Here is a 23,299-nt window from a genome sequence, read left to right on the forward strand (position 1 = left end):
AGAGTTCTTCCGGTACGCAAAAAGGGTCAAAGAAACGCTATTCCCTCACCCCATTCATTACTTCAGCGCGCCCAAAAACAGGCCCCTTTTGTCGCCCCGTAAAACCCTATCCGCACCCCGTGCGCCTGCAGACGGAAACACCAGTACACATCACACAGTCCGCATACCACCTACATCAGGAGAACCAGATGAGGCTTCCATACTTCGGCGCGCAGCGCACCGAAACACCTCCTCGCCGCTACCCCGATAACTGCCGCACCGATAACCGCCGCCGCAAGCACCCCGCACGCGCAGCACTGAGCCTGCTCGCCGCCAGCGCCATCCTCTTCGGAGGCGACCTACCCGCAGTCCTCGCGCAGGCACCCAGCGACGAAGCCATCCTGGCAGCAGCTCAGGCAGCGCCCCAGATCGAAGGCCCCGTCAGCCCCCTCACCCTCACACGCAACGGCGCGGCACGCCCCACCACCCCCACCGCGGCGGCACCCGGCACGCTCCCCCAGCAGAACTTCGACCGATTCATCGTCACCTACACCAACGAAGCCAAGCAGCGCAAAATGCTGCGCGACGGCGACTGGGACGCTATTCGCGGCATCGTTGACGACATCATGGACACCGTCGACGTCGTCAGCGAAGCACTGAACGTCGACACCAAGTTCCTGCACAACACCTCCACCGATGACGCCGTCATCCAGACCTCCAAAACCCTCAACAAAAACGAGGCGAAGGAGTTCATGGCGAAGGTCGCCTCCGACCCGGACGTAGCCTCCGTCGAGCCCGACTACATCAACTACCCCGCCGCAGAAGGTGACATCACCTTCCAGTTCAACGACCCGCAGTACAGCAAGCAGTGGAACCTCACCAACCCCACCACCGGCGTTCAGAACACCGGTAACGCGCGTCTGCGCCGCGGCGCAAACGTGAAGGTCGCCGTACTCGATACCGGCTACGTGCCGCACCCCGACCTGGTTACCGGCATGGCGAACGGCTACGATTTCGTCAGCGACCCGCTCAGCGCCCGCGACGGCGACGGCCGCGACCCCAACCCCAGGGATGAAGGCGACTACGCGCCCTACAACCTCTGCAAGGACCAGGCGAACGCCCACACCTCCACCTGGCACGGCACCAGCGTTGCCGGCATTATCGGTGCCCGAGGCAATAACCGCATGGGCATCGTCGGCGTTGCCGACCTCGCCCGCGTGCAGCCTGTGCGCGTACTGGGCCGATGCGGTGGCCGCACCTCAGACATTGCCGACGCCATCATCTGGGCTGCCGGCGGACACGTTGACGGCGTGCCGGACAACACCTACCCCGCCAAGATTATCAACATGTCCATCGGCACCGTAACCCAGTGCCCCGCCGCTTACCAGCGCGCCATCAACATCGCCCGCTCCAGGGGTGCAATCGTGGTCGCCGCGGCAGGTAACGGCAACACGGAGGCCTCCAAGTACGCGCCCGCCAACTGCATGGGCGTCATCACGGTTGGTGCAACCACCAAGGCTGGCACGCGAGCTTCGTTCTCCAACTACGGCACGAGGGTTAACATCTCGGCACCGGGTGAGGACATTCTCACCCTGTCCATGAAGAGCCTTGACCGCCCGGATTACACTAAGTTCAGCTACGACTACGAGAGCGGCACCTCCATGGCGGCACCGCACGTCTCCGCTCTGCTGGCGCAGCAGCTGGTCAACGGCACCTCCATCACCACCAAGCAGGTTGAGGAGGCGTTCACCCTCGCGGGGGGAAACCGCATCAAGTGCGATAAGTATTTCTGCAGCCGAGGTATTATCAACAGCTTCAACCTGGCTAAAAAGGCTGGAAACCTGGACGCGAACGGTAGGGTGACCTACCTGCGACCGCGCAAGACAATCAAGGTGATCTCTAAGGGATTGAGTGCAGGCGCATCTAACACTAAGATTGCCGATAGAGCCGCCGACGACGAGGCAGCCGAAGCAACCGCAGAAGCTCTCACGGCAGGAGCCAACGGCGAGAGCCTCACCGGTGACTACGACCGGATTCCCGGCGCACCCGCCATGGAAATCCCCGAAGATGCCCAGGTCTACGACCTGAACGGTGACGCCGAGCCCATCACCCAGGACGAACCGCTAGTCACCAACCCCGCCCAGAAGCCCCGCGAGGTCAATGAACAATAAGCTATCCGCTACCGGCTTCGCACCAGGCCCAGTCGACAGCGCATAGTAAAAGCCCCCGATGAGAGAACTCATCGGGGGCTTTTCGTGTCTAAACCCTAACTCAACTAGCGGAAATGACTAGCGGTGATTACCGGTCGCGAAGCCCAAGTAACCATTGTTCAGGTAGCCATTGTTCGGGTAAGTACTGCTCGGGTAGGTGTTCGCAGATGCACCACCGTACCAGGAGCGGTAACGCGGGGTGTGGCCGTGACGCGGACGCGACGGGTAGGAGGGGCGAGTCACCGGGCGGGACGGGCGGGTCCTGGCCTTCGGAGCCGGGGTCACCTTCGGTGCAGGAGTTACCTTCGGTGCAGGGGCCTGCTGACGCTTAGCGTCCTCCTCAGCCTTCTTGCGTGCCGCCTCTTCAGCCGCCTTCTTACGTGCGGCCTCCTCCTCAGCCTTCTTGCGTGCCGCCTCAGCCGCAGCGGCATCGGCAGCCTCACGGTCGGAGCGGACCTGCTGAACCGCACGCGCCGCATTCACAATGCCGGAACCGCACGCGGACTGGTCGCACTCAACACCCTGAGAGGTGGACTGCAGAACCTTCTTCGCCTGAGCGTAAGTGAGCTTCGGGTCGACCGCCTTCATGAGCGCCACAATACCGGCAACATGCGGTGCCGCCATGGAAGTGCCCTGGTACTCGGCGTAGTCAGCCTTACCCGGAGCGGTCTTACCAGCGTTCAGGGTGGAGAGAATACCGCCACCCCAGTAGCTGCGGTCGCCACCGGGCGCGCTCACGTCCACGCGGGAGCCGTAGTTGGAGAAGTAGGAGCGCTTGCCGTTCTTATCGGTTGCGCCCACGGTGATGACGTCCTCGCAGTTGCCGGGGCTGGACTTCGAGGCGTCAAAGTTGTTGTTACCGGCTGCGACGACCACGATGGAGCCGCGCTTATTCGCCTGAGCAATCGCCTGGCGGTACGGGGTGGTGCAGGCACCCTCGCTGCCGATGGACATGTTAATGACCTGGGCAGGGTTCTGGTTTGCGGGAACACCGCGCACGCTACCGCCGGCAGCCCAAATAATGCCGTCGGTGATGTCCGAGTCGAAGCCGCCGCAGGCGCCCAGAACGCGCACGGGCACGATCTTCGCCTCGGGTGCCACGCCGGCAATGCCCTCGTTATTGTTCGCGATAGCGGCAATGGTGCCCGCCACGTGGGTGCCGTGCCAGTCGGAGGCGGTCGCCTTCGAACCGGTGAAGCACTGGTTATCTACGGTCCAGTTGCCGGCATCGGTCGGGTCGGAGTCGCGGCCGTTACCGTCGTTGGAGAACGCCGACTCGGCAATGAAGTCGTAGCCGGGCAGCACGTTAGCGTCCAGGTCCGGGTGGGCGGTAATGCCGGAGTCCAGCACCGCCACGGTCACGCCCTTGCCGCGGGTGGTGCCCCATGCCTCCAGCGCGGAGACGCCCTTTTCACCGGTGAGGGACCACATACGGTTCATCTTCGGGTCGTTAATCTTGACGGGCTCCGCGGAGGTGTGATCCACGGTAGCATAGCGGCGCATATCGGGCGACACGGAGGCGACCTTGGAGTTCGCGCTCAGGGCGTTCATATACTGCTGCGCCTGAGCCGGGGTGAGCTCCGCGGAGGTGGTGACCACGCTGGCATCCAGCGCGGTGGAGCGGACATAGCTGGTCTTAATGTTCAGCAGCTCGTCAATGCTCTGCACATCGGAGGTGATGCCCGCGTAGAGTGCGTCGGTCCAGGTCGCCTGCTGGGTGCCGGCGGCTGCGGACCAGTCAATCTGGTCTGCGGTGGCGTCGGTGGAGGCGGCATTCTTCGCCTCATCGGTGTAGGTGATGATGAAGCGGTTGTATGCCACGGGCGCGGACTGGGTGACCTGCGCATTATTGGAAATCTGGGCGGCGGTAGAAGCCTGTGCCGCCGCAGATGCCTTGGCCTGGTTAGCCTGCGCGGTGGGTACTGCCACGGCGGGGATAACACTTGCCGAAAGCAGGCAGGTTGCGGTGACGAAGCTCAGCAGGGAACGCTGGGGGCTGCGTGCCTGTGAGGGGCGAGCAATGCGAAGCATGGACATCCTTGAGGTGAGTGGTACCGAGTGCGCACGATGCGGCGTAACGTTGCCGACTCGCGTTGAGGGCGCAGAGTGAGGTGTGTGTACTCGGTACGAGTGAATACGGAAGAGTGAGGTGTTAGCGCTGTGCGGTGTTTTCATCGCACGTATCTGCCGGGCAGATGTCTCTGTGGGCAGATGTCGTTGTGCGGGGTGGTTGATGCATGGCGCTGTGGTGCGTGGTGTCTGCGTTGTTGCTTGTGGGGCTGTTGAGGGTAGCTCCACAATGTGCGTGCACGGGTACGCACCGTGAGATACTCTAGCACCCTTTTTCAGTTACTTTATGAATAAAATAACCTTTGTGATGCAGGTCATTTTATGCATAGATGAGTAAAACTTAAATCACTACTTTAAGTCGCGAGAATATTCCGACTAGGCATTTCTTTATCTGCATTTATATGAAAGAAAAATCTCATTATTTACGCCACACTATCGAGTTTTAGCCGCTTCACACATAGGAAAAGGTGCTAGGATATCGATATCTCACCACATAAACCACTTCCGAAGAGCTCCCGCACGGGGGTTTAGAGAAAAATACACATCAATGCAGTGATGTGCATTTTCTTTTTCTATTCGCTCCTCACAAGCAAATACACAAAAGAATGCAGATATTTTCTCAAAGGTGCATTTATGTGAGTGGATGACCAACCCGCTTGCCGCTTCCGGCACTCACATACGCAAAGGACCCCGATGTCTTTTACCACTCACCCCTCAGCGCGCGGTGTCGCACGCACCGCACTGAGCCTGGGTACTGCAGCAACACTCGTCGCAACCCTGGGCGCCCCCGCATCCTTTGCGGCACCCGCACAGGCCAACAGCGCCGAACGCGCAAAAGCCCACACCACCATCTCCTCCCTCAGCTCCGCACAGCAGAAGGCAGGCTTCAACCGCTTCGTTATCACCTACACCGATAGCGCACTGAACGCAGGCGGCATCAACTGGGCAAGCCCCGCAGGCACCCAGGTTGCCACCTGGAACGACGCCCTCTACCAGGGCCTCACCTCCGAGGTGAAGAGCGTCGACGACCTCTTCAAAATCAAAACCAACTACGTACGCACCACCGCCCAGAAGGCAACCGTGGTGACCCTCTCCTCCAAGCTCACCGCAGAGCAGGCGGAGAAGTACATGGCAACCCTGAGCTCCAACCCCTCCGTCGCATCGGTAGAACCCGACCTACTGCGCCGCTCCACTGCACGCGCTCGTGGTGCTGCCACCTCCAAGGTCGCTCAGGTAGCTCAGGCATCGAACCAGGCTGTAGCACCGAACGACACCCTCTACCCGCAGCAGTGGAACCTGCACGGCACCAAGGGTCTGGCTGCACCCGAGGCGTGGAAGACCACTCAGGGCGCTGGCGTGACCGTTGCTGTGATTGACTCCGGCATCGTCAAGCACCCCGACCTGGACGCTAACGTCCTGCCCGGCTACGACTTCATCACCGAGCCCTCCATTGCTCGTGACGGCAACGGCCGCGACTCCGACCCGACCGACCAGGGCAACTGGGAAGAAGCGGGCGTCTGCGGTGCTGATGCAGAGGCAAGCGAGTCGAACTGGCACGGCACCCACGTTGCCGGCTCCATCGCGGCGATTATGAACAATAAGCGCGGTATCGTCGGCGTGGCACCCTCCACCAAGATCCTGCCCGTGCGTGCCCTGGGCATGTGCGGCGGCTACGACTCCGACATTGCGGATGCAATGGTTTGGGCAGCCGGCGGCACCGTTGAAGGCGTTCCTGCGAACTCCAACCCCGCCAAGATCATTAACCTCTCCCTCGGCGGCGAAGGCACCTGCCCCGCAACCTACTCCAAGGCTATTGCTGAAGTGAACAAGCGCGGCGCGATTCTCGTTGTCGCTGCTGGTAACGATGGTCAGGACACTTCCAAGGTCGCTCCGGCTAACTGCGGCGGTTCGATCGTGGTGGGCGCTACCGACCAGAACGGTAAGCGTAGCGACTTCTCCAACTACGGCAAGATTGTTGATGTGAGCGCTCCCGGCAGCAACATCATGTCCACCGTGGATCTGGGTACCACCGTGTCCACCGGCGCAGGCTACACCGAGTACGACGGCACCTCCATGGCAGCACCCCAGGTTGCTGGCGTGATTGCTCTAATGAAGTCCGTGGATCCCTCGCTGAACGCTGAGCGTGCAAAGCAGATTCTGAAGCAGAGCTCCAAGCCGCTCACCTGCGATGTGAACGGTTGCGGTTCCGGCATTGTGAACGCCGCGAGTGCACTGGCTATGGTGCAGGGCAAGAAGGACCCGAACCCGCAGGCAAAGCCCTGGCCGAAGCGTGCACCCAAGCACCCGACCCGTGCGGCTCGTGTTGGTTACGTGACTAACCCGGCTGTTAACCACAACCCGCCGTTCCTGATTACTGCCCACGGTCTGATTCCCGGTCAGTAATCGGCATGTTGCCAGCTCGGAAGCCGGTGAGCCAATAGGCTTCTGAAGGATGCCACATACAAAAAGCCCCCGTTGAGTTTTCTCAGCGGGGGCTTTTCGTGAACAGAAACGCTGCGGCTTTTGGTGCTGCAGCTTGCTTCTCCCACCCACCCTCACGACTGACAGGTGGGAGAAATCTTGGGGTACGCCCCTAACGAGCTGGACGCTAGGGTAGACGAGCTAGGGGCGTACCTGGGAGGCGCGCGCACCGGTACGGATACCTGCTGCCTCCATGCGAGCGGACTCGTAGCTCACCGCGCGCAAGCCGGAAGAGGCGGCGATTGCCTGAGTCTTTTCTCGCGTATTTTCCTGACGCTGGGTGGGTAGAAAAACCCAGCGGCGCTGGACCGCGAAGCTGATCGGGATCAGAATCAGTTCGGTCAGGATCTTAGCGACCAGCAGGGACGCGCCCAGGCCAGTCAATGCTTCCATCAGAGCCGCGTTGGCTGCGAGGATACCCACCGCCAGCACGGTGTACCGTACCAGCGAGGAGGATGCCGAGGGGCGTGCGCCTCCGTCGTGCATGAGCATTCGGTTGACGGTGAAGTTCGTCAGCGCCGAGATGATGCGGGCACCGACCACGGCTACCAGTAGCGGAGCGCCCATGCCCACCAGGACGAAGAGGGCGATAGCATCCACGAGGAAGCCGGTCAGGAAAGACGATGCCAGGAAGGCAAGCAGCGGTGCGTAGATGAGTGCCGAGTCCTGCAGGGGCCTAAAGTGGCTGGTCGGGTTGCCGGGCTCGTAGACCTTCACGATGGGTACCTGCACCAGTTCCACGTCTGCGCGGGTTGCGCGTAGCAACATGGAGAACTCGTCCTCGTACTTATCGCCGGGAATCTGCAGCAGCCAGTCCAGGATCTGCGGGGTGAAGCCTCGCAGACCGGTCTGGGTGTCTGCCACGCGGGCTCCGGTCGCCAGGGCGAAGAAGCCTACGGTTGCGCTGTTGCCAATTTTGGAGCGCAGCGGCACCCTGGTGCCTTCTTCGCCGGCGTTCGGGTCGGGCTTGGTACGCACGCCGAGGATGATGCTCCGCTGACCTGCCACCGCGGCGGTTTCGGTGCGCACGCCCACACGGAAGATGTCCCGAGGTAGGTGCTGGCCGTCCGCGTCGGCGGTGACGATGACCTCGCCGGGGCGGTTTGCTTTCGCCCAGGCGATGCCGGTGCGCAGTGCCGCACCCTTGCCCCTGTTGGCGGGGTGGGTCTGCACGGTCACGCCGTCGATGCGCAGTTCGGTAAAGATGGGTGCGTAGGCGCTACCGGATCCGTCGTCAATCACGAGGATTTCGGCGTCCGGGTCCTGTGCGTGCAGGGCCCGTGCAAGGCGGACCAGTGATTGGTCCGGCTTATAGGCGGGTATCAGGATAATCACGATGCGCTCCCTGCAATGTAGAGAATGTCGCTGGTGCCACGTTCCTTGGTGCCACCCTGCGGGCGGTTGACCAGCTTATTGTTGAAGACCATGGCGGAGGAGCCACCACCGTCCAGGTTGTAGGCGCTCACGCAGCCGAGGTCCTTGAACATCTGGGCGAACTCGGGCATGGTCACGCCGCGCGAGTAGTTGGTGGAGCGGCCGTCGACCACGATGAAGACCAGGTGGTTGGTGCCGAGCACGCCCACACCGGTTCGCGGCTGGTAGCCCTGGATGGAGTGGTTACCGAAGTTGGTGTCCACTTCGACGCTGTCGATGCCGTCGACGATTGCGGAGTCCTTGACCAGTGCGGGGCCGAAGGAGAGGGTGTTCCACACGCCCTCGTTGACGAGGGTCTGGGCGTTGGTTGCGGTTTCGTCGTAGAGCTTGACGGAGCCGTCGCGGTAGAAGGCGAGGCCTTCACGTGCACCGGAGTCACGGTAGACAACACCGTTTCGGATCACGATGCCGGTGGTACGGAAGCCGTAGTAGTCGCCGTTGATCGCCCAGATGCCGTTGTGTTCGGACGCCATGTTCGAGGGGGTGTCGATGATGTTCTGGCCGAACTTGTTGTTGGCGAAGGCGCTTCGCAGCAGGGTTGCGTTGTCGAGCTTGATGTCTGCTACGAAGGAGACGACCGCGTCCGAGCCGCTGCCGGTGGTGGTGGAGGTGATGGTAATCGAGCCTTCGTTAGCGGTGAGGCTCTGGCCGTTGACCTTCACGCCGGTCAGTTCGGTGGGATCTGCGGTGGCGGAGCCGGAGGCGCTTGCGTTTGCCTGGGCTGCTGCCGCCTCGTAGGCGGTGGTATCTTCGATTTCGGTGTGCTCTGCCAGGTAGCGGTTGTACGCCCAGCCTGCGCCGCCGCCAACTACTGCGAGTGCGCCGAGGCCGCCGCCGATGAAAATTCGACGGGTGAGCTTCTTCTTGGCTAGCTTCTGCTCTGCAGCGGTTTGCGCTGCGTTAGCTTGTTCCGCTGCGGTCTGGGTGGCCTGGTCAATGTTCTGAGTCATGTTCTGTTCGTTGTTCATGTCTCTAGAATGCCGGGCTATTCTCTGTGCCAGGCATTACTAAGCTGTGCAGAAGCTATGTATGCTTATTCATTCCAGGCTTTTTTATTACTGCCTGTTCCGTATTACCAGAAGATGCTATACACACCCATGTATAAACATGTGTACTGGCTGTGTGTACCAAGCAGTTGAGCACCCACCGCATCCCCACTCCCCCACGCGCACGTGGCCACTCGAAGGCACGAAAAAACCGGCTGAGCACCCCGTGCGGGGCCTCAAGCCGGTTCATCATCTATGAAATACGCTCGGTCGATATGCACCGAATCATTCCGCGTATTCTTTATGCCTCATCCTCGTAGGACGCGTACTTTTCTGCGTATGCCGAGTAGTCGTCCTCGTCGTCATAGCGACGGCGGGACGAATCGGAGGACTTCGTTTTCTTCGCGCTGCTGAGCTCGCGCTCGAGTGCGCTGTAGTCGGTCTCGGGGCTGAAGTACTTCATCTCCCGAGCCTGCCTTGTTGCTTTAGCCTTCTGACGGCCGCGCCCCATGGCGTGACCCCCTCTTTCATCCTGTCCGAGGCGAACAGCACGCGCGGCGCATCGCTCTCGGATCGTTCAACAGTCTTTACTACACTATAGAGTACCCTGTTTCAGCCCTGAATGTCTCGCTGGACGGCACCTATTTTGCGTATCAGAGCACTTCTTCGCACCGGAACAACCGTTTTATTTTGCACCCGCAGCTTTTTTACCCCAGCCGCCACACTCCCTATATAACACGTAGCCCCGCACCGGATATATCACTATATCCGATGCGGGGCGAGTGTCTCTGCCTCCGGCTCACTCACAAGACCGGGTTCAGAGAGGGTACCGTGCAGGTCATGACATCCCGCACGGGGTCTAAGGGAGAGCCCCCTGCCGCTGAGCCTGCGGCGAAGGAGCTGCTAGCTTGCGGTAAAGGAGCCCAGCGAGGTGGCGTTAGAAGCCAGGGTGGTGCTGGAGGCATCCACGCTATCGGTGGTGGTGTACACGGTGTAGCTCTCGCCCTTGGTGATCTTGGAACTGGAGACCAGGATCAGTGCGGTGCTGGAGTTAGTCACCTTGTAGTTCGCCACCACGTTACCGGAGGAGTCGGTCACCTGTACGGTGGTGCCTGCGCTCAGGTTCGATACGTTGCTGATCTTCACGTAGCCGCTGGTGGAGTTGGTCGAGGGTGCCTCGAACATGTCGCCGGAGTTACCCGCGGCCACGGTCGTGCCGTTGAGCAGCAGGTCGCCGTTGGTGTCCAGGGATGCGTTACCGCCGGTGAAGGGACCGTTCACGATCAGGGTGCCACCGGAGAGGGTTGCCGTACCGTTGGAGTCGATGCCGTCGCCGTTCGTGTTCACGGTGACGGTACCGCCGGAGATGTTGATGGTTGCGTCGACGACCTCGAAGGTGCCGCCGCCACCCATGCCGCCACCTGCGCCACCACCAGCCGGGGGCTGACCCATAGTGCCCGAGGGAGCCTGACCGCCACCTGCAGGTGCCTGACCTGCGCTACCGCTGGGCGCCTGGGGTGCAGAGTTCTGGCCATTCTGCGCGCTCTGCTTAGTCGAGGTTGCAGTAGTCGAGGTTGCAGTAGCCGACTCAGTGCTGGTCGAGCTAGTGCTGGTCGAGGTGGTGCTGTACGAGGCGTTGATACCGTCATCGGAGCTGGTCACGTTCACGGTGCCGTCCAGGATGTTGATGTACTGCGCCTCAATACCCTCGTTCGCCTGGGTAATGTTCAGGGTACCGCCAGAGATTTCAAGCACGCGCTCAGCCTTGAAACCGTCATCACCTGCAGAGATGTTCACGGTACCGCCGCTCAGGCGTACCCAGCCGCGGTTGCCGTCGGTGTCGTTAGTTGCCTTGATGCCGTCCTGGCTTGCGGTCACGGTGATGGTGCCGTCCAGAATATCGACGTAGTCCTTACCCTTGATGCCGGTGTTTGCCGCGTTCACTTCCAGGGTGCCGGAGGCAATGACCAGGCCGTCGGAGGTGTGGATACCCTCTTCGTACTTACCTTCAACCTTCAGGGTGCCTTCGCCCGCCAGGGTCAGGTCACTCTTGGAGTAGATAGCTGCGTCGGGGCTGCCGCTGGCGGTATCGGAGTAGGAGGAGCCGTCAGAGACGGTGTTGGTGGTACCCGAGGCGGTGTAGATAACGACCTCGTCCGCCTCAACAACGTTGATAGCAGCACCGGTGGAGTTGGTGACCGTCGCGTTGTTCAGAATCAGGCGGACCATGTCGCTGTCGGCTGCCTCAACCTTGATCTGGCCCTCGTAGGTGCCGGTGAGCTTGTAGTTGCCCGCCTTGGTGATGGTGATGACGCCGTCGCTGACGGTCACGCCGTCGGTCGCGGTCGGGTTAGAAAGATCGATAGTGACTTCGCTGGAGGAATCCCAGGTCAGATCCTTCGCGGAGTAGTGGGTGTCCTCGGCGAGCTTCGCGCCGCTCTTCACGTCGGTGGAGAAGGAGTCTGCCACCTTCGACGTGGTGCCCGAAGTGCTCGAAGCGGAGGTACTGATTGCACTCGAAGCGCTGGCATTCGATGCCGAGGTTGCCGAGCAGCCGGTCAACGCCAGGGCTGCCAGGAGGGTAATGGAGGTTGCGCTCTTGATCATATTGCTCTTTTTCACGGGTTTTCCTTTGTGTTTTGGTGACTACTCGCGGAGAGCTTTGCGCCACAGGTTTAGGGAGTACAGGTTGTATGTGAAATGTGAATATGTGTGAGAGCGGTTATTGCCTGTGTGGGGCGAATAAAGCCGATGTTGTGCTTGGTTCGGGGGTATAGATGAGGGGCTGGGGGTGCGGGTAAGGTAGGTGCACTACCCTACCCGCGCATCCCAGATTGCCGTTTTAGGCAGGTTGCTGTTTTAGGCGGCTGCGAAACGCTCGGTCAGCAGCTTCTGGTAATCCTCTTCGGTCATGTCATCCACGTTCAGGCGGGTGCCCTCAACCGGTTCCAGGTGCATCCAGTTCTTCAGGGTTTCTTCCCACTTGTTGCTTGCCAGCTGCGGGTTCAGCGCCGCCATACCGGTTGCAAACTTGGAAATCTTCGCGGGGGTGATGCCCGCATCCCAGAGGTGCTGGTCTGCCACGGAGGGCTCCACGCCGGACTTGGTTTCGATGATGACCGCGTTCGGCAGGCCGTAGGTGGTGCCAACCAGGTTGCCGTGGAAGTTGCGGTAGTTCACGCCCGCCATGAGGATATTCTCGGACAGAGGGGTCCAGGTCAGGGCGTTATCTACGGTCATACGGGAGGCGACCGGGTTCTTCTCGCTCTGCGGCAGGAAGACCGTGGTACGGCGGTAGCCGGTAGTCAGGACCGCCTCCAGCTTGTGCACGGGGCCCGCGAGGATATCGCCGAGTGCTGCGGTGATGTACTCACGACCTTCCGCGGTGAGCGTATCGCGGTTCTCGAAGGTGTACGGGATACGCTTCTTGACGGTCATATCCTGCTCACCGTCGGTCTTGACCTCCAGGAAGGTCAGCTCCGAGTCCAGGTAGCTACGGGTACGGATCTTGAAGGTGTCATCGCGGCTGTAGGCTGCCGAGTGGTAGCTCTGCATCTGCGGGGTGTCGAAGTAGACCGAGTCGTAGGCGAAGTCGCGCTGGCCCTTGATTTCCATGACGGAGGCGTCTGCGTCGAGCGTGGAGAGTACCTTGGCGGCGGTTTCTGCGTCGACAATGTACTTGCGGTCCACGCGGGTCTGCATGGCTGCCTTCTCGTTCATGGCTTCGAGGCTGATGCTCTTCCACTCTGCGGGGATGATGTTTGCGGCTGCGTTAGTCATGGGTCTTCGTCCTTCTGGGGTGCCGTCCCTGCGTGCTGGGCTGTGCACTGGGGGCGGCGTGTCGTGGGTATCGGAGATGTTTGTGCAGTTGGAGTGAATCGGAGGCTTTTATACCGGCTGGTTTTACTTGCCCACCGGGGTACGCTGGAGCGGAACCATCCGGGTGTCCAGGGTGGTGTGCGCCTCGGCGGTGGGTGCTACCGGCTGGCGGGTTGCGGTCATCTGCGGTGCTACCGGCTGAGCTACTGCCGAGATGGGTGCTACGTGAGCCTGTGCCGCTTCCACTGCCGCGGGGGTGCCACCCTCGGTGGTTTCCTTGGGCTGGTAGGTGACGGTGGCGCGGGTCAGGTTGTTCACCATATCCAGCTCGGTAACGCTGACCGAGGTGACGGTGTAACCCAGGCGAGCGCTCAGGTATACCTTGAGCTCTTCCTCATCGCTGATCGCACGATCGGCGGTGACGGTCTGAGTCTGATCGGTAGAGACCGGGGTGCTGCGCGAGTCGAGAATCGCGATGAGGCCGACCAGGGTAGCCATGAGGCCGAAGGCGATGTACGCCGGGCTAATGTTCACACCTGCGATCATGCCGACCGAGAGAGCTACGAAGTAGTAACCCACCTCGCGCTGGCTCAGGGCGGTGGATCGCAATCGGATAATCGACAGGACACCGAAGAGGCCCATACCCATAGCGGATGCGTTCGATCCGGCGGATACCAGCGCCACCGAGACGGTGAAGATGCCGGCGTTGATGACCGCGTAGGAAATCATCAGTTCGCGGTTGCGGTGCCGCACCATGTAGAGGGTGCAGAGAGCTGCGATGGCTATGGCATCGGCAATCGCCATGGTCAGAATAGTCATTGGGTGCTCCAGATATCGTGTCGTGATGTTCGCAGTGCTTTTTGCTGTCTGTTCTTCAGCTTCGGGCTGTGCGTTCTTTGTAGTATCTAGATTCCCGTGCAAGCCTGTGTTTACCCTGTGCTGCCCTTAACTTAGAGATAAGTGTTAGAAGTCTCTAGTAAATCTGCTGGTCAAATGCACTAGAGGCTATTATTTTTTTCCTCTCTCCACTACGTTTTCTGTATCTTCTGCGGTATCAAAAAGCACAAAAAATGGGCTCCCTCCGATATGGAGGGAGCCCATAAAAGCAGCTAAAAACTTAGCGACTAGGCGTTATTAAGCCTTCTTGCGCATGCGGGTTGCCACGATGGTCGCACCACCAGCACCCAGAGCAATCAGACCCAGGCCAGCAGCGGTCATCGCATCGGATGCACCGGTCTTAGCCAGGGAAGAAGAGTTCTTGGAGGATGCGTTCGAGGAACCGGAGCCCAGGTTGTCGTTCGAGCCGGAGCTCAGACCACCGCTAGAACCGGAACCCAGGTCGTCATTGCCGGAGGACCCCAGCACGAGGTTATCGGAATCCTTGGAGCCCTTAGACTCCTTGGAATCACCCTCGACGTGGTCAGCCGCAGGGGCAGACTGCTCATCAGACTTCTGCTCTTCAGCAGGTGCGGAGGTCTCTTCAGCAGGCTTGGTTTCCTTAGCGTCCTCAACTGCGGGTGCGGAGGTCTCTTCAGCAGGCTTGGGAGCCTCGGTGGTCGGGTCCTGAGTGGGAGCCGGGGTCGAGTCCTCGGAGGGGGCCGGGGTCGGATCCTCGGAGGGAGCGGGGGTCGGATCCTCGGAGGGAGCCGGGGTGGGCTCTTCGCTAGGTGCCGGAGCGGGCTGCTCTGCAACCTTAATGGTCACGGTAGCTGCCTTACCGCCGCGGGGAACGTCGCCGTCCTTCAGGGAGCCGGACAGCAGGTAAATGTCAACGGAAACGCTGCCGTGCAGCTCTTCCTGCCAGGGGATGGTAACGGAGAAGTTGCCAGCCGCGTCAGCGTGGATTTCCAGGTAGTCCTGGCCATTAATCTTGACAGCACCCTTGTTCAGCTTCAGCGCCAGAACGGAACCGGAGGTACCATCAGCGGTCTTGAAGCCCTCGCCACCAATGTTCAGACCCTGACCCTCAACCCATACGTCGGGGGCGATGAACTGTGCAGAGTCTGCGTAGGTGTGGACAACCTGAGGTGCGCCTTCAACAGCGAAGGTGGCGGGGACGGAAGTAGCAACGAGGCCACAGCCGATGAGGGCGGTGGCACCGATGCGTGCAATGTTGTTTCGAATGTTCATGCCCCCATTCTAACGAGCGAAGCTTAGGATACCGACCCCCAAGACGTCAATTTATCATGACCTAACTCACAAAATATATTTTTCTTGAAGGTTTCTTGAAGGCATGGTTGAACTATACGAGCCTTTTGCACCGCCGTGCACACCCAAACTCTCAACCCCACATTGAAGAAACTAACAAGTACATACCTCATCCCATCAGCACAACCCAACAGCAAAAACCACCCCGTTAAACGCGAAAATCCCCTCCACCCGAACACTCAAAAGCGTTCAGGGGAAGGGACCCTCATGCACACCGCGCCCGGCGGCGGCAACAGTTCTTAGGAGTTCTTGCGGTTGCGCACAGCAGACACGCCAGCAACACCCAGACCCAGAGCCACCAGACCCATACCAGCAATGGTGAAGGCGTTAGAAGCACCGGTGTTAGCAAGAGAAGAGCGCTGAGCGCGGCTCGAAGTGTAGCTGCTCGAAGAGGAGGAGCTGCCACCCAGGTTATCCAGACCGCCAGAGTTGCGGGACGAAGAACCCGAGGAGCTGTTGGAGGAGGAACCGTCGGTTACCTCGCTGTTAATGACCTCGCAACCCAGGCCGTTACCGTCATTATCAAACTTCTTGCGGAAGTCTGGGTGGCTTTCGTGCATAGGCGCCAGGCCAGCAGCCGCAACCTCTGCACAGTTCGCAAAGCGAGTGCTCTCAGCCGAAGCGGTCACCTGCTCGGTAGCGGAGGTGGAATCACCCAGCTGATCCTTCGCCTCGTTCACAACGGCTGCGTTCTGATCAGCAGCAGCCGAAGCCGATGCGCTCGCAGAAGCAGTTGCCGAAGCGGAGGGGGTAGCCACCACAGAAGCAGAAGCCGATGCGGTAGCCGAGGGGCTCACCGAGGTTGCCGGGCGGTTCTTAATCTCTGCATCCACGGAGGCGACAACCTCATCAGCGGCGGTAGCCGATGCCGAGGGGGTAGCAGAGGGAGCTACAGATGCGGAGGGGGTAGCCACCACGGAAGCCGAAGCGCTCGCGGTCGCCGAAGGGCTCACCGAAGCGGTAGCGGAGGGGGTTGCTTCCTGAACGGAACGAGCCTCAATCTTCACGGTCGCAGCCTTGCCGCCGCGAGCGGTGTCGTTGTCCTTCAGGGAGCCGGAGAGCAGGTAGACGTCCACGGAGATACGCTCATCCAGGTCGTTCTGCCAGGGAATGGAAACGGAGAAGTTGCCCTTCTCGTCAGCCTGAACTTCCAGGTAGTCCTTGCCGTCAATCTTGACGGAGCCCTTGTTCAGCTTGATAGCGATGACGGAGCCGGAGGTGCCGTCCTGAGTCAGGAAGCCTTCGCCGGTAATCTTCAGGGTTTCGCCCTTGTACCAGACCTCAGAGATGTGGGAAGTCGCCTTGTCGGAGTAGACGTGGGTGACGGACTCTTCACCGTTCTGAGCGAACGTTGCGGGGATTGCGGTGACCGCCAGACCGCAGCCGATCAGGGCGGTGGCACCGAAGCGAGTGATAGTGTGTCGAATGTCCATCCCATCATTTTATCCCCGCGCTCTGGGTGTATCCGCCTGTCCAGGGGCTATTTGCAATGACTTGCAACACAAAATAGCACTTTCGTGCAGTTAACAGCGGGTCATCTACAGGTCAGTGCACGCGCGGCAAAATTCGCTAGAGAAACAGCATTCACTGGAAAACAGCGCAGCCTAGACCTCTGCAACGACTCCGGCAACCTTAAACGTCAACGGCGTCGAGCATGAGTTCCAGCGCCTCACCCACGCCGCTGCGCCACAGGTAGGTAGCCTTCGCATCCGCACGACCGGGGCCGCCATTGATGACAGCGACCGGCTTGCCGGCACGCAGAGCCTCCAACACAATCTTGTAGCTGCTCATAACCGCCACCGAGGAGCCCACCACCAGCAGCGCCGAACATTCAGCGAGCATGGCGTCCTTGAGCGCCTTACGTTCGGCGGGCACGGACTCACCAAAGTACACCACATCCGGCTTGAGGCGGGTCGAACCACAGCCAAGGCAGGGCACCATCTGAAAATCGCGGATATAGCGGTCGTCCAACTCCACATCGCCATCAGGGTTCACGCGCAGCTCTTCGTCTTCAAGGCGCGCCAGGTAGCCGAGGTTCGCAGCATCCAGGCGTGTATCCAGGCTTTCGCGACTCTCGTCCTGCCCGCAGTCCAGGCACACAATACGAGAGAGGTCGCCGTGCAGCGCCAGCAGACGGGAGCTTCCAGCACGGGCGTGCAGCCCATCCACGTTCTGCGTAATCACGCCGCTCACGGCACCCAGCTGCTCCAGCTCGGCGAGCGCATAGTGGGCGCGGTTCGGTTCGGCGCGGCGCATGCGGCGCCAACCCACGTAGGAGCGCGCCCAGTAGCGTTGGCGGGCGGCGTCATCGTAGCGGAATTCCTGGTAGGTCATGGGGCGGTGGTCGTGCAGGGAGCCACCGGGTCCGCGGTAATCGGGGATGCCGGATTCGGTGCTCACTCCCGCGCCGGTGAGCACGAGAACCTTACCCGCTTTGAGTAGCTTGGCAATACCCGCGGAGGCGTATTCTTCGTCGTGCGGGGTGGCGTTCTCAGAGACAACGCGCTGAATCGAGCGGATTGCGGCACGGTGCACGGAGGCGATTTCTTCGCGCTGCTCACCGGCGGCGGCGAAGTTCTGGTGGTCAGTCCAGCGGTCCATTCTTCTCCTCAATGCTCTGTGTATTAGTGCGGTTCTAGTGCGTTAAACGGCTGTGGGGTACCCCTTTTGAGGGTACCCCACAGCCTATTTCTTATGGTTTCGAATGTGCAAACTCAGCCACAGGCTAAGTCCGCCCAGCCAACCGGTTGAGCTTAGTTCTCAGCCTTCTGCTCACGCTCGGAGGTCACCGACAGGCCGTCGCTGGCAACGTCCGGGTTCACATCCACGGTCACGGTGTCGCCGTCGTGGATGGCACCGGAGAGGATGCCGCGAGCCAGACGGTCGCCAATCTCGCGCTGAACCAGGCGGCGCAGCGGGCGGGCACCGAATGCCGGGTCGTAGCCGGTCTTGCCCAGCCACTCGAGGGCTGCCTCGGTCACGTTCAGGGTGAGGCGGCGGTCCTCCAGGCGCTTAGCCATGCTCTTGACCTGCAGACCCACAATCTGACCCAGGTTCTCAGCCGACAAGGGCTGGAACATGATGATGTCGTCCAGTCGGTTGAGGAACTCGGGGCGGAATGCCTGGTGCACAACCTCCATAGCCTTCTCGGAACGCTCGTCGAAGGGCAGGTCCTGGTTGACCAGGTACTGCGAACCGAGGTTCGAGGTCAGAATCAGGATGACGTTGCGGAAGTCCACGGTGCGGCCCTGGCCGTCGGTCAGGCGGCCGTCATCGAGCACCTGCAGCAGGATGTCGAAGACCTCGGGGTGTGCCTTCTCAACCTCGTCGAGCAGGACCACCGAGTAGGGGCGACGGCGCACGGCCTCGGTCAGCTGACCGCCCTCTTCGTGGCCGACGTATCCGGGAGGGGCACCGACAAGGCGGGACACGGTGTGCTTCTCGGAGTACTCGCTCATGTCGATACGCACCAGGGCACGCTCGTCATCAAACTGGAACTCGGCCAGTGCCTTAGCCAGCTCGGTCTTACCAACACCGGTCGGGCCCAGGAAGAGGAAGGAACCAATCGGGCGGTTCGGGTCGGAAATACCGGCGCGGGCGCGGCGCACAGCATCAGAGACAGCGACCACTGCGGCTTCCTGTCCGATAAGGCGGGCACCGATGCGCTTCTCCATTTCGAGCAGCTTCTCGGACTCACCCTGCATCATGCGACCTGCGGGAATGCCGGTCCAGGAGGAAATCACCTCGGCGATATCGTCCGCGGTGACCTCTTCGGAGACCATGGATTCGCTCTTGGCGCGGTCCTCGGCGCGCTGTGCTTCTTCCAGCTCAGCTTGCTTTGCGGGAATCTCGCCGTACAGCAGGCGGGATGCCTCGGCGAGGTTACCCTCGCGCTGTGCAACCTCTGCGCGGGAACGTAGCTCGTCGATCTGGGTCTTGATGTCACCCACGCGGTTCAGGCTAGCCTTCTCAGCCTCCCAACGAGCGTTGAGGGCGTCGAGCTCTTCCTTCTTGTCCGCCATATCCTTGCGCAGGGCCTCCAGGCGCTCAACCGATGCGGGATCGGTCTCGTCAGCAAGAGCCAGCTCCTCCATGGTGAGACGGTCCACGGCGCGGCGCAGCTGGTCAATTTCCTCCGGTGCGGAGTCAATTTCCATGCGCAGGCGGGATGCTGCCTCGTCAATCAGGTCAATTGCCTTGTCCGGCAGCTGACGGGAAGGAATGTAACGGTTAGACAGGGTTGCTGCGGCAACCAGCGCGGAGTCAGCGATCTGCACCTTGTGGTGTGCCTCGTAGCGTTCCTTCAGGCCACGCAGAATACCGATGGTGTCATCTACGCTGGGCTCGCCCACGTACACCTGCTGGAAGCGGCGCTCCAGGGCGGGGTCCTTCTCGATGTTCTCGCGGTACTCGTCGAGGGTGGTGGCACCGATCAGGCGCAACTCGCCTCGGGCAAGCATGGGCTTGAGCATGTTGCCCGCGTCCATGGAACCTTCGGATGCGCCAGCACCGACGACGGTGTGAATCTCGTCGATGAAGGTCACAATCTGGCCTTCGGACTTCTTGATTTCTTCGAGGACTGCCTTCAGGCGCTCCTCAAATTCACCGCGGTACTTTGCGCCTGCGACCATGGAGCCCAGGTCCAGGCTGATGAGGGTCTTGCCGCGCAGGGATTCGGGCACGTCGCCAGAAACCATGCGCTGTGCCAGGCCCTCGACCACGGCGGTCTTACCGACGCCGGGCTCACCAATCAGCACGGGATTGTTCTTGGTTCGGCGGGAGAGCACCTGCACGACGCGGCGAATCTCGGAGTCACGGCCGATGACCGGGTCAAGCTTGCCCGCGCGGGCAATGGCGGTCAGGTCGGTGCCGTACTTTTCGAGTGCCTGGAAGGTGCCTTCGGGGTCGGGGGTATCCACGGTGCGGTCTCCTCGGACGTTGGGGATGGTCTGTGCGATGAGCTCTGCGGTAGCGCCGAGCTTGTGCATTGCTTCAGCGGTGCTATCGGTTCCGCTGGCGATGCCCAGCAGAATCATTTCGGTGGAGACGTAGGTGTCTCCGAAGCCCTGGGCGCGGGTCTGTGCGGCCTGCAGAGCGGAAAGTGCGGAACGGCTGAAGGAGGCGTTCTGCACGGAGGAGCCAGATGCCTTGGGCAGCTTCTTGATTTCGGCGGATGCCGCCTCGGAGATAGCGTCTACATCCAGGCCTGCAGCCTTGAGAACTGCTACGGCGACGCCTTCGCGCTGGTCCATGAGGGCCTTGAGGATGTGCGCGGTTTCAATAGTGGGGTTACCGGCGGTTTGAGCGTTAGTATTTGCCGCCGAGATGACTTCTTGACTCTTGGTGGTGAACTTGTTGTCCATAATGTTCCTTTCGTGTTTCGAGGGCTTATCCTATGCGCCCCTGCATTACATAACTTGAGTCTACTCCGCTCAACTATGTTTCGCAACCCTCTTGCAAAAAATTTTTTCGTATTTTTCACCCCGCCCCATACCCCTGACCCCCAAGCAAAAGCCCCCACCAAAACTCTCTGTCAAAGCCCCCACCAAAACCCCCAGTCGAAGCCGCATTGCTATACTGACCGGATTGGGCGCTTATAGGTTCCCATAACAGCTAAAGATTGGGGACCCCACATGAAAATACTGGTTCTCGGCGCAACCGGCCGCACCGGCCGCCTCTTCATCCACAAAGCCCTCGAGGAGGGGCACTCGGTCACCGCCTACGTACGCAATCCCGATAAGGCGCTAACACTTTTGGGAACCCACCCGAACCTCACGATTACTCCCGGCGACCTCAACGATACCGAGCGGCTCACCGCAGCCTCCGCAGGGCAGGACGTCATGGTCAGCATCCTGGGCCAGAAAACCACGGTACGAGAGTTTCTCTCCTCCACGTTCATGCAGGAGCGCCTGCCCCTCATCATGGAGGCGGTCACGGGCGCAGGCGTGAAGCATTGCGTTCTGATGAGCGCCTACGGTGTGGGCGATACGGTACGGACCGCGTCCCTGCCCATGCGCCTGGTATGCAAGGCCATCATGCGCGGCATTTTCACCGACAAGGTTAAGGCGGACGCCCTGGTTGCCGAGTATCAGCCGTATATTTCGCGTGCTCATCCGGGCAGACTAACCGATAAGCCCGGTAAGGGCGGAGTGAAGGTGTTTGATATGGCGAGCGTCGAGCGAACTCCGGGTATCCCCACGATTGCCCGTGAAGACGTCGCCGATGCGCTACTCACTATCGCCAAGAACCCCCAGAATGCGGGCACAGATTTTCTGGTGACGACTGGGGACGCTGTCCTACGCTCGCCTCAGAAATAAACCGGTAGGCTTAATGACATGACGACTACGAACACCTTCCCCGCCGCCATTCTTTTCGACCACGACGGAACCCTCGTGGACACCGAACCCGTATGGGCTGCCGCAAAGGTTGCTCTCGCTGCAGAATTTGGCGGCACCTGGACTGAGCAGGACACCCTCGACTGCCTGGGCCTGTCAATGAAGTTCACCTTGGATCGCCTACGCGAGCGCGGCGTGAACCTGCCGGACGAGGAGATTAACGACCTACTGGTGGCGAAGGTGCACGAAACCCTGGCGCAGCAGCCGGTCGAGTTTCTGCCCGGCATTGAGCGTTTCCTCTCGGAGGTGCGTGAGGCGCAGATTCCGGCGGCAGTCGTCACGAATGCAACCACCTCCGTGGCGCGCCGCACCGCAAACGCGGCACCCGAGGGCACGTTCTCGGTCATTATCGGTAACGATGAGACCACTCACCCCAAGCCGGACCCGCAGCCCTATCTTTTGGCAGCGGAGCGCCTGGGTGTTGATCCGACTCAGTGCGTGGCGATTGAGGACTCCCCCTCGGGCGTGCGCAGTGCGACCGCGGCGGGTATGCGCGTGATTGTTGTGCCGGGCGAGCTGGAGGTTCCGGCGGAGCTGGGCACCGTGCGCCTCAAGCATGAGGAGCTGACCCTGGAGGCGGTTCGCGCGCTGGCGTAGCCGCTTGGTTCACACACTGGAAGCCCGGCAGAGAAAGCTCTGCACGAAAACTGAATACGCTTCACCCTAAAGGGCGGGATGCATGATACGAGATACCGCGCATCCCGCCCTTATGCATGCTTGGGCGGTGAGCCGTGTGGGTTTAAGCAGGAGCTTTTGAGTGAGGACTTGAGGGCGACACAACAGGCGGATGACAATTTATTACGAAATACTCAGAATAAGCTTGACAGCAGTTCCTTAAAATGATTTACTAATCAATAACGACTTCGGTGGGAATACAAACCTCACCGGACCACAAGCATCACAGCATCATGAAGGAGACCATCATGGCATTCGCAAACTACACCGCACCCGGCCTGACCATCGAAGAAGGCAAGGGCATTTCCGAGGTTCTCCAGGCACGTCTGCACGACCTGAACGACCTGCACCTGCTGCTGAAGCACGCTCACTGGAACGTGACCGGCCCCGGCTTCATCGCCGTTCACGAAATGATTGACCCCCAGGTCGACACCGTCCGCGAATTCGTCGACGCCATCGCAGAGCGTATGGCAACCCTGGGCGCAGCCCCCAACGGTCTGGCTGGCGCACTGGTCGCACAGCGCACCGTCGAGGACTACGCGGTTGGCCGCGCACCCGTCCCCGCTCACCTGCGCGCCCTGAACGACGTCTACACCCGCGTGATTGAGGCTCACCGCAACGCGATTGCATTCGCTGGCGAGTCCGACCCCGTCACCGAGGATCTGCTGATCGGTCAGACCGCTGAGCTGGAGAAGTTCCAGTGGTTCATCCGCTCATTCCTGGAAAACGGCGAAGGCAACATCTAAGCTGCAACCATCTAAGTTGTAGCGTCTAAACTGCAGCCTACTTATGGCGGCAAGTCATATAGGTGCCAGCTTTTAGAGTCACGAAACCGGGCGGGTGCGCTCTCCTTATGGAGGGTGCACCCGCCCGGTTTTTCGCATGAAATATACACCGAGTTCACCCATCGTTCCTCGTCCACGCAGTACAGCAAAGTACGTTGAGGCGAACAATAACATCGGGTTAGGCCGTCCTAGATTTTCTGTTCGGAGTGCTCTACAGTTGTTCACTGATCAACTCAGAACACACAGATTGAACGCAT

General features: G+C 60.6%; 16 protein-coding genes. 5 read left to right on the top strand and 11 right to left on the bottom strand.

Annotated elements, in window-relative coordinates:
* Positions 1-188 precede the first annotated feature (188 nt).
* A complete protein-coding gene (locus HMPREF2527_RS06185; protein ID WP_070507153.1) occupies positions 189-2,150 on the top strand; it encodes a S8 family peptidase in 1,962 nt (653 codons plus the stop codon).
* 117 nt (positions 2,151-2,267) lie between these two features.
* On the opposite strand, the gene HMPREF2527_RS06190 is transcribed toward HMPREF2527_RS06185, so the two are convergent.
* Positions 2,268-4,220, bottom strand: coding sequence for a S8 family peptidase (locus HMPREF2527_RS06190; RefSeq protein ID WP_070507155.1), 1,953 nt, complete (start codon positions 4,218-4,220; stop codon positions 2,268-2,270).
* A gap of 732 nt (positions 4,221-4,952) precedes the next feature.
* Here HMPREF2527_RS06190 and HMPREF2527_RS06195 point away from each other — a divergent pair.
* Positions 4,953-6,662 (top strand): S8 family peptidase, encoded by a 1,710-nt coding sequence (locus HMPREF2527_RS06195; protein ID WP_070507157.1) that lies wholly within the window; start codon positions 4,953-4,955, stop codon positions 6,660-6,662.
* Between the two features lie 219 nt (positions 6,663-6,881).
* Here HMPREF2527_RS06195 and HMPREF2527_RS06200 read toward each other — a convergent pair whose 3' ends face one another.
* The 10 genes from HMPREF2527_RS06200 to clpB all read right to left on the bottom strand — a co-directional run bounded on the left by HMPREF2527_RS06200 (position 6,882) and on the right by clpB (position 20,550).
* On the bottom strand, positions 6,882-8,075 hold the full coding sequence (locus HMPREF2527_RS06200) for a bifunctional glycosyltransferase family 2/GtrA family protein (protein WP_070507159.1): 1,194 nt from the start codon (positions 8,073-8,075) through the stop codon (positions 6,882-6,884).
* Entirely contained in the window at positions 8,072-9,142 is a 1,071-nt protein-coding gene (locus HMPREF2527_RS06205) for a phosphodiester glycosidase family protein (protein WP_070507162.1), read from the bottom strand. The genes HMPREF2527_RS06200 and HMPREF2527_RS06205 overlap by 4 nt, the downstream gene beginning before the upstream one ends.
* Positions 9,143-9,461: 319 nt before the next feature.
* Positions 9,462-9,671 carry a DUF3073 domain-containing protein gene (locus tag HMPREF2527_RS06210; RefSeq protein ID WP_005504588.1) on the bottom strand — a complete coding sequence of 70 codons (210 nt, stop codon included), beginning with the start codon at positions 9,669-9,671 and terminating at the stop codon, positions 9,462-9,464.
* Positions 9,672-10,063: 392 nt separating this feature from the next.
* Complete coding sequence (locus HMPREF2527_RS06215) at positions 10,064-11,782, bottom strand: carbohydrate-binding domain-containing protein (RefSeq protein ID WP_070507164.1); 1,719 nt, start codon at positions 11,780-11,782, stop codon at positions 10,064-10,066.
* Between the two features lie 237 nt (positions 11,783-12,019).
* Positions 12,020-12,940 carry a polyphosphate polymerase domain-containing protein gene (locus HMPREF2527_RS06220; protein WP_070507166.1) on the bottom strand — a complete coding sequence of 307 codons (921 nt, stop codon included), beginning with the start codon at positions 12,938-12,940 and terminating at the stop codon, positions 12,020-12,022.
* A gap of 123 nt (positions 12,941-13,063) precedes the next feature.
* On the bottom strand, positions 13,064-13,798 hold the full coding sequence (locus tag HMPREF2527_RS06225; protein ID WP_070507169.1) for a DUF4956 domain-containing protein: 735 nt from the start codon (positions 13,796-13,798) through the stop codon (positions 13,064-13,066).
* Positions 13,799-14,113: 315 nt separating this feature from the next.
* A complete protein-coding gene (locus HMPREF2527_RS06230; RefSeq protein WP_070507172.1) occupies positions 14,114-15,109 on the bottom strand; it encodes a calcium-binding protein in 996 nt (331 codons plus the stop codon).
* Between the two features lie 317 nt (positions 15,110-15,426).
* On the bottom strand, positions 15,427-16,620 hold the full coding sequence (locus HMPREF2527_RS06235; protein WP_049363444.1) for an excalibur calcium-binding domain-containing protein: 1,194 nt from the start codon (positions 16,618-16,620) through the stop codon (positions 15,427-15,429).
* Between the two features lie 199 nt (positions 16,621-16,819).
* A complete protein-coding gene (locus HMPREF2527_RS06240) occupies positions 16,820-17,788 on the bottom strand; it encodes a Sir2 family NAD-dependent protein deacetylase (protein WP_049340943.1) in 969 nt (322 codons plus the stop codon).
* A 152-nt stretch (positions 17,789-17,940) separates the two neighbouring features.
* Positions 17,941-20,550 carry an ATP-dependent chaperone ClpB gene (clpB, locus tag HMPREF2527_RS06245; RefSeq protein ID WP_070507174.1) on the bottom strand — a complete coding sequence of 870 codons (2,610 nt, stop codon included), beginning with the start codon at positions 20,548-20,550 and terminating at the stop codon, positions 17,941-17,943.
* 270 nt (positions 20,551-20,820) lie between these two features.
* Here clpB and HMPREF2527_RS06250 point away from each other — a divergent pair, with 270 nt between their 5' ends.
* The 3 genes from HMPREF2527_RS06250 (at position 20,821) to HMPREF2527_RS06260 (ending at position 23,003) form a co-directional block, all read left to right on the top strand.
* Positions 20,821-21,504, top strand: coding sequence for an NAD(P)-dependent oxidoreductase (locus HMPREF2527_RS06250; RefSeq protein ID WP_049331571.1), 684 nt, complete (start codon positions 20,821-20,823; stop codon positions 21,502-21,504).
* Positions 21,505-21,522: 18 nt separating this feature from the next.
* The gene (locus tag HMPREF2527_RS06255) at positions 21,523-22,179 is read left to right on the top strand and encodes an HAD family hydrolase (protein ID WP_070507177.1); all 657 of its coding nucleotides are present in this window, start codon (positions 21,523-21,525) and stop codon (positions 22,177-22,179) included.
* Positions 22,180-22,505: 326 nt separating this feature from the next.
* Positions 22,506-23,003 (top strand): Dps family protein, encoded by a 498-nt coding sequence (locus HMPREF2527_RS06260; protein ID WP_070507180.1) that lies wholly within the window; start codon positions 22,506-22,508, stop codon positions 23,001-23,003.
* The last annotated feature ends 296 nt before the right edge of the window (positions 23,004-23,299 follow it).

The organism is Rothia sp. HMSC071B01, assembly GCF_001808945.1.
Lineage (GTDB): Bacteria > Actinomycetota > Actinomycetes > Actinomycetales > Micrococcaceae > Rothia.

Bases quoted from the DNA above. Each gene is read 5' to 3' on its own strand.
- HMPREF2527_RS06185 (WP_070507153.1), top strand. From the start codon at position 189: ATGAGGCTTCCATACTTCGGCGCGCAGCGCACCGAAACACCTCCTCGC.
- HMPREF2527_RS06190 (WP_070507155.1), bottom strand. From the start codon at position 4,220: ATGCTTCGCATTGCTCGCCCCTCACAGGCACGCAGCCCCCAGCGTTCC.
- HMPREF2527_RS06195 (WP_070507157.1), top strand. From the start codon at position 4,953: ATGTCTTTTACCACTCACCCCTCAGCGCGCGGTGTCGCACGCACCGCA.
- HMPREF2527_RS06205 (WP_070507162.1), bottom strand. From the start codon at position 9,142: ATGAACAACGAACAGAACATGACTCAGAACATTGACCAGGCCACCCAG.
- HMPREF2527_RS06210 (WP_005504588.1), bottom strand. From the start codon at position 9,671: ATGGGGCGCGGCCGTCAGAAGGCTAAAGCAACAAGGCAGGCTCGGGAG.
- HMPREF2527_RS06220 (WP_070507166.1), bottom strand. From the start codon at position 12,940: ATGACTAACGCAGCCGCAAACATCATCCCCGCAGAGTGGAAGAGCATC.
- HMPREF2527_RS06225 (WP_070507169.1), bottom strand. From the start codon at position 13,798: ATGACTATTCTGACCATGGCGATTGCCGATGCCATAGCCATCGCAGCT.
- HMPREF2527_RS06230 (WP_070507172.1), bottom strand. From the start codon at position 15,109: ATGAACATTCGAAACAACATTGCACGCATCGGTGCCACCGCCCTCATC.
- HMPREF2527_RS06235 (WP_049363444.1), bottom strand. From the start codon at position 16,620: ATGGACATTCGACACACTATCACTCGCTTCGGTGCCACCGCCCTGATC.
- HMPREF2527_RS06240 (WP_049340943.1), bottom strand. From the start codon at position 17,788: ATGGACCGCTGGACTGACCACCAGAACTTCGCCGCCGCCGGTGAGCAG.
- clpB (WP_070507174.1), bottom strand. From the start codon at position 20,550: ATGGACAACAAGTTCACCACCAAGAGTCAAGAAGTCATCTCGGCGGCA.
- HMPREF2527_RS06250 (WP_049331571.1), top strand. From the start codon at position 20,821: ATGAAAATACTGGTTCTCGGCGCAACCGGCCGCACCGGCCGCCTCTTC.
- HMPREF2527_RS06255 (WP_070507177.1), top strand. From the start codon at position 21,523: ATGACGACTACGAACACCTTCCCCGCCGCCATTCTTTTCGACCACGAC.
- HMPREF2527_RS06260 (WP_070507180.1), top strand. From the start codon at position 22,506: ATGGCATTCGCAAACTACACCGCACCCGGCCTGACCATCGAAGAAGGC.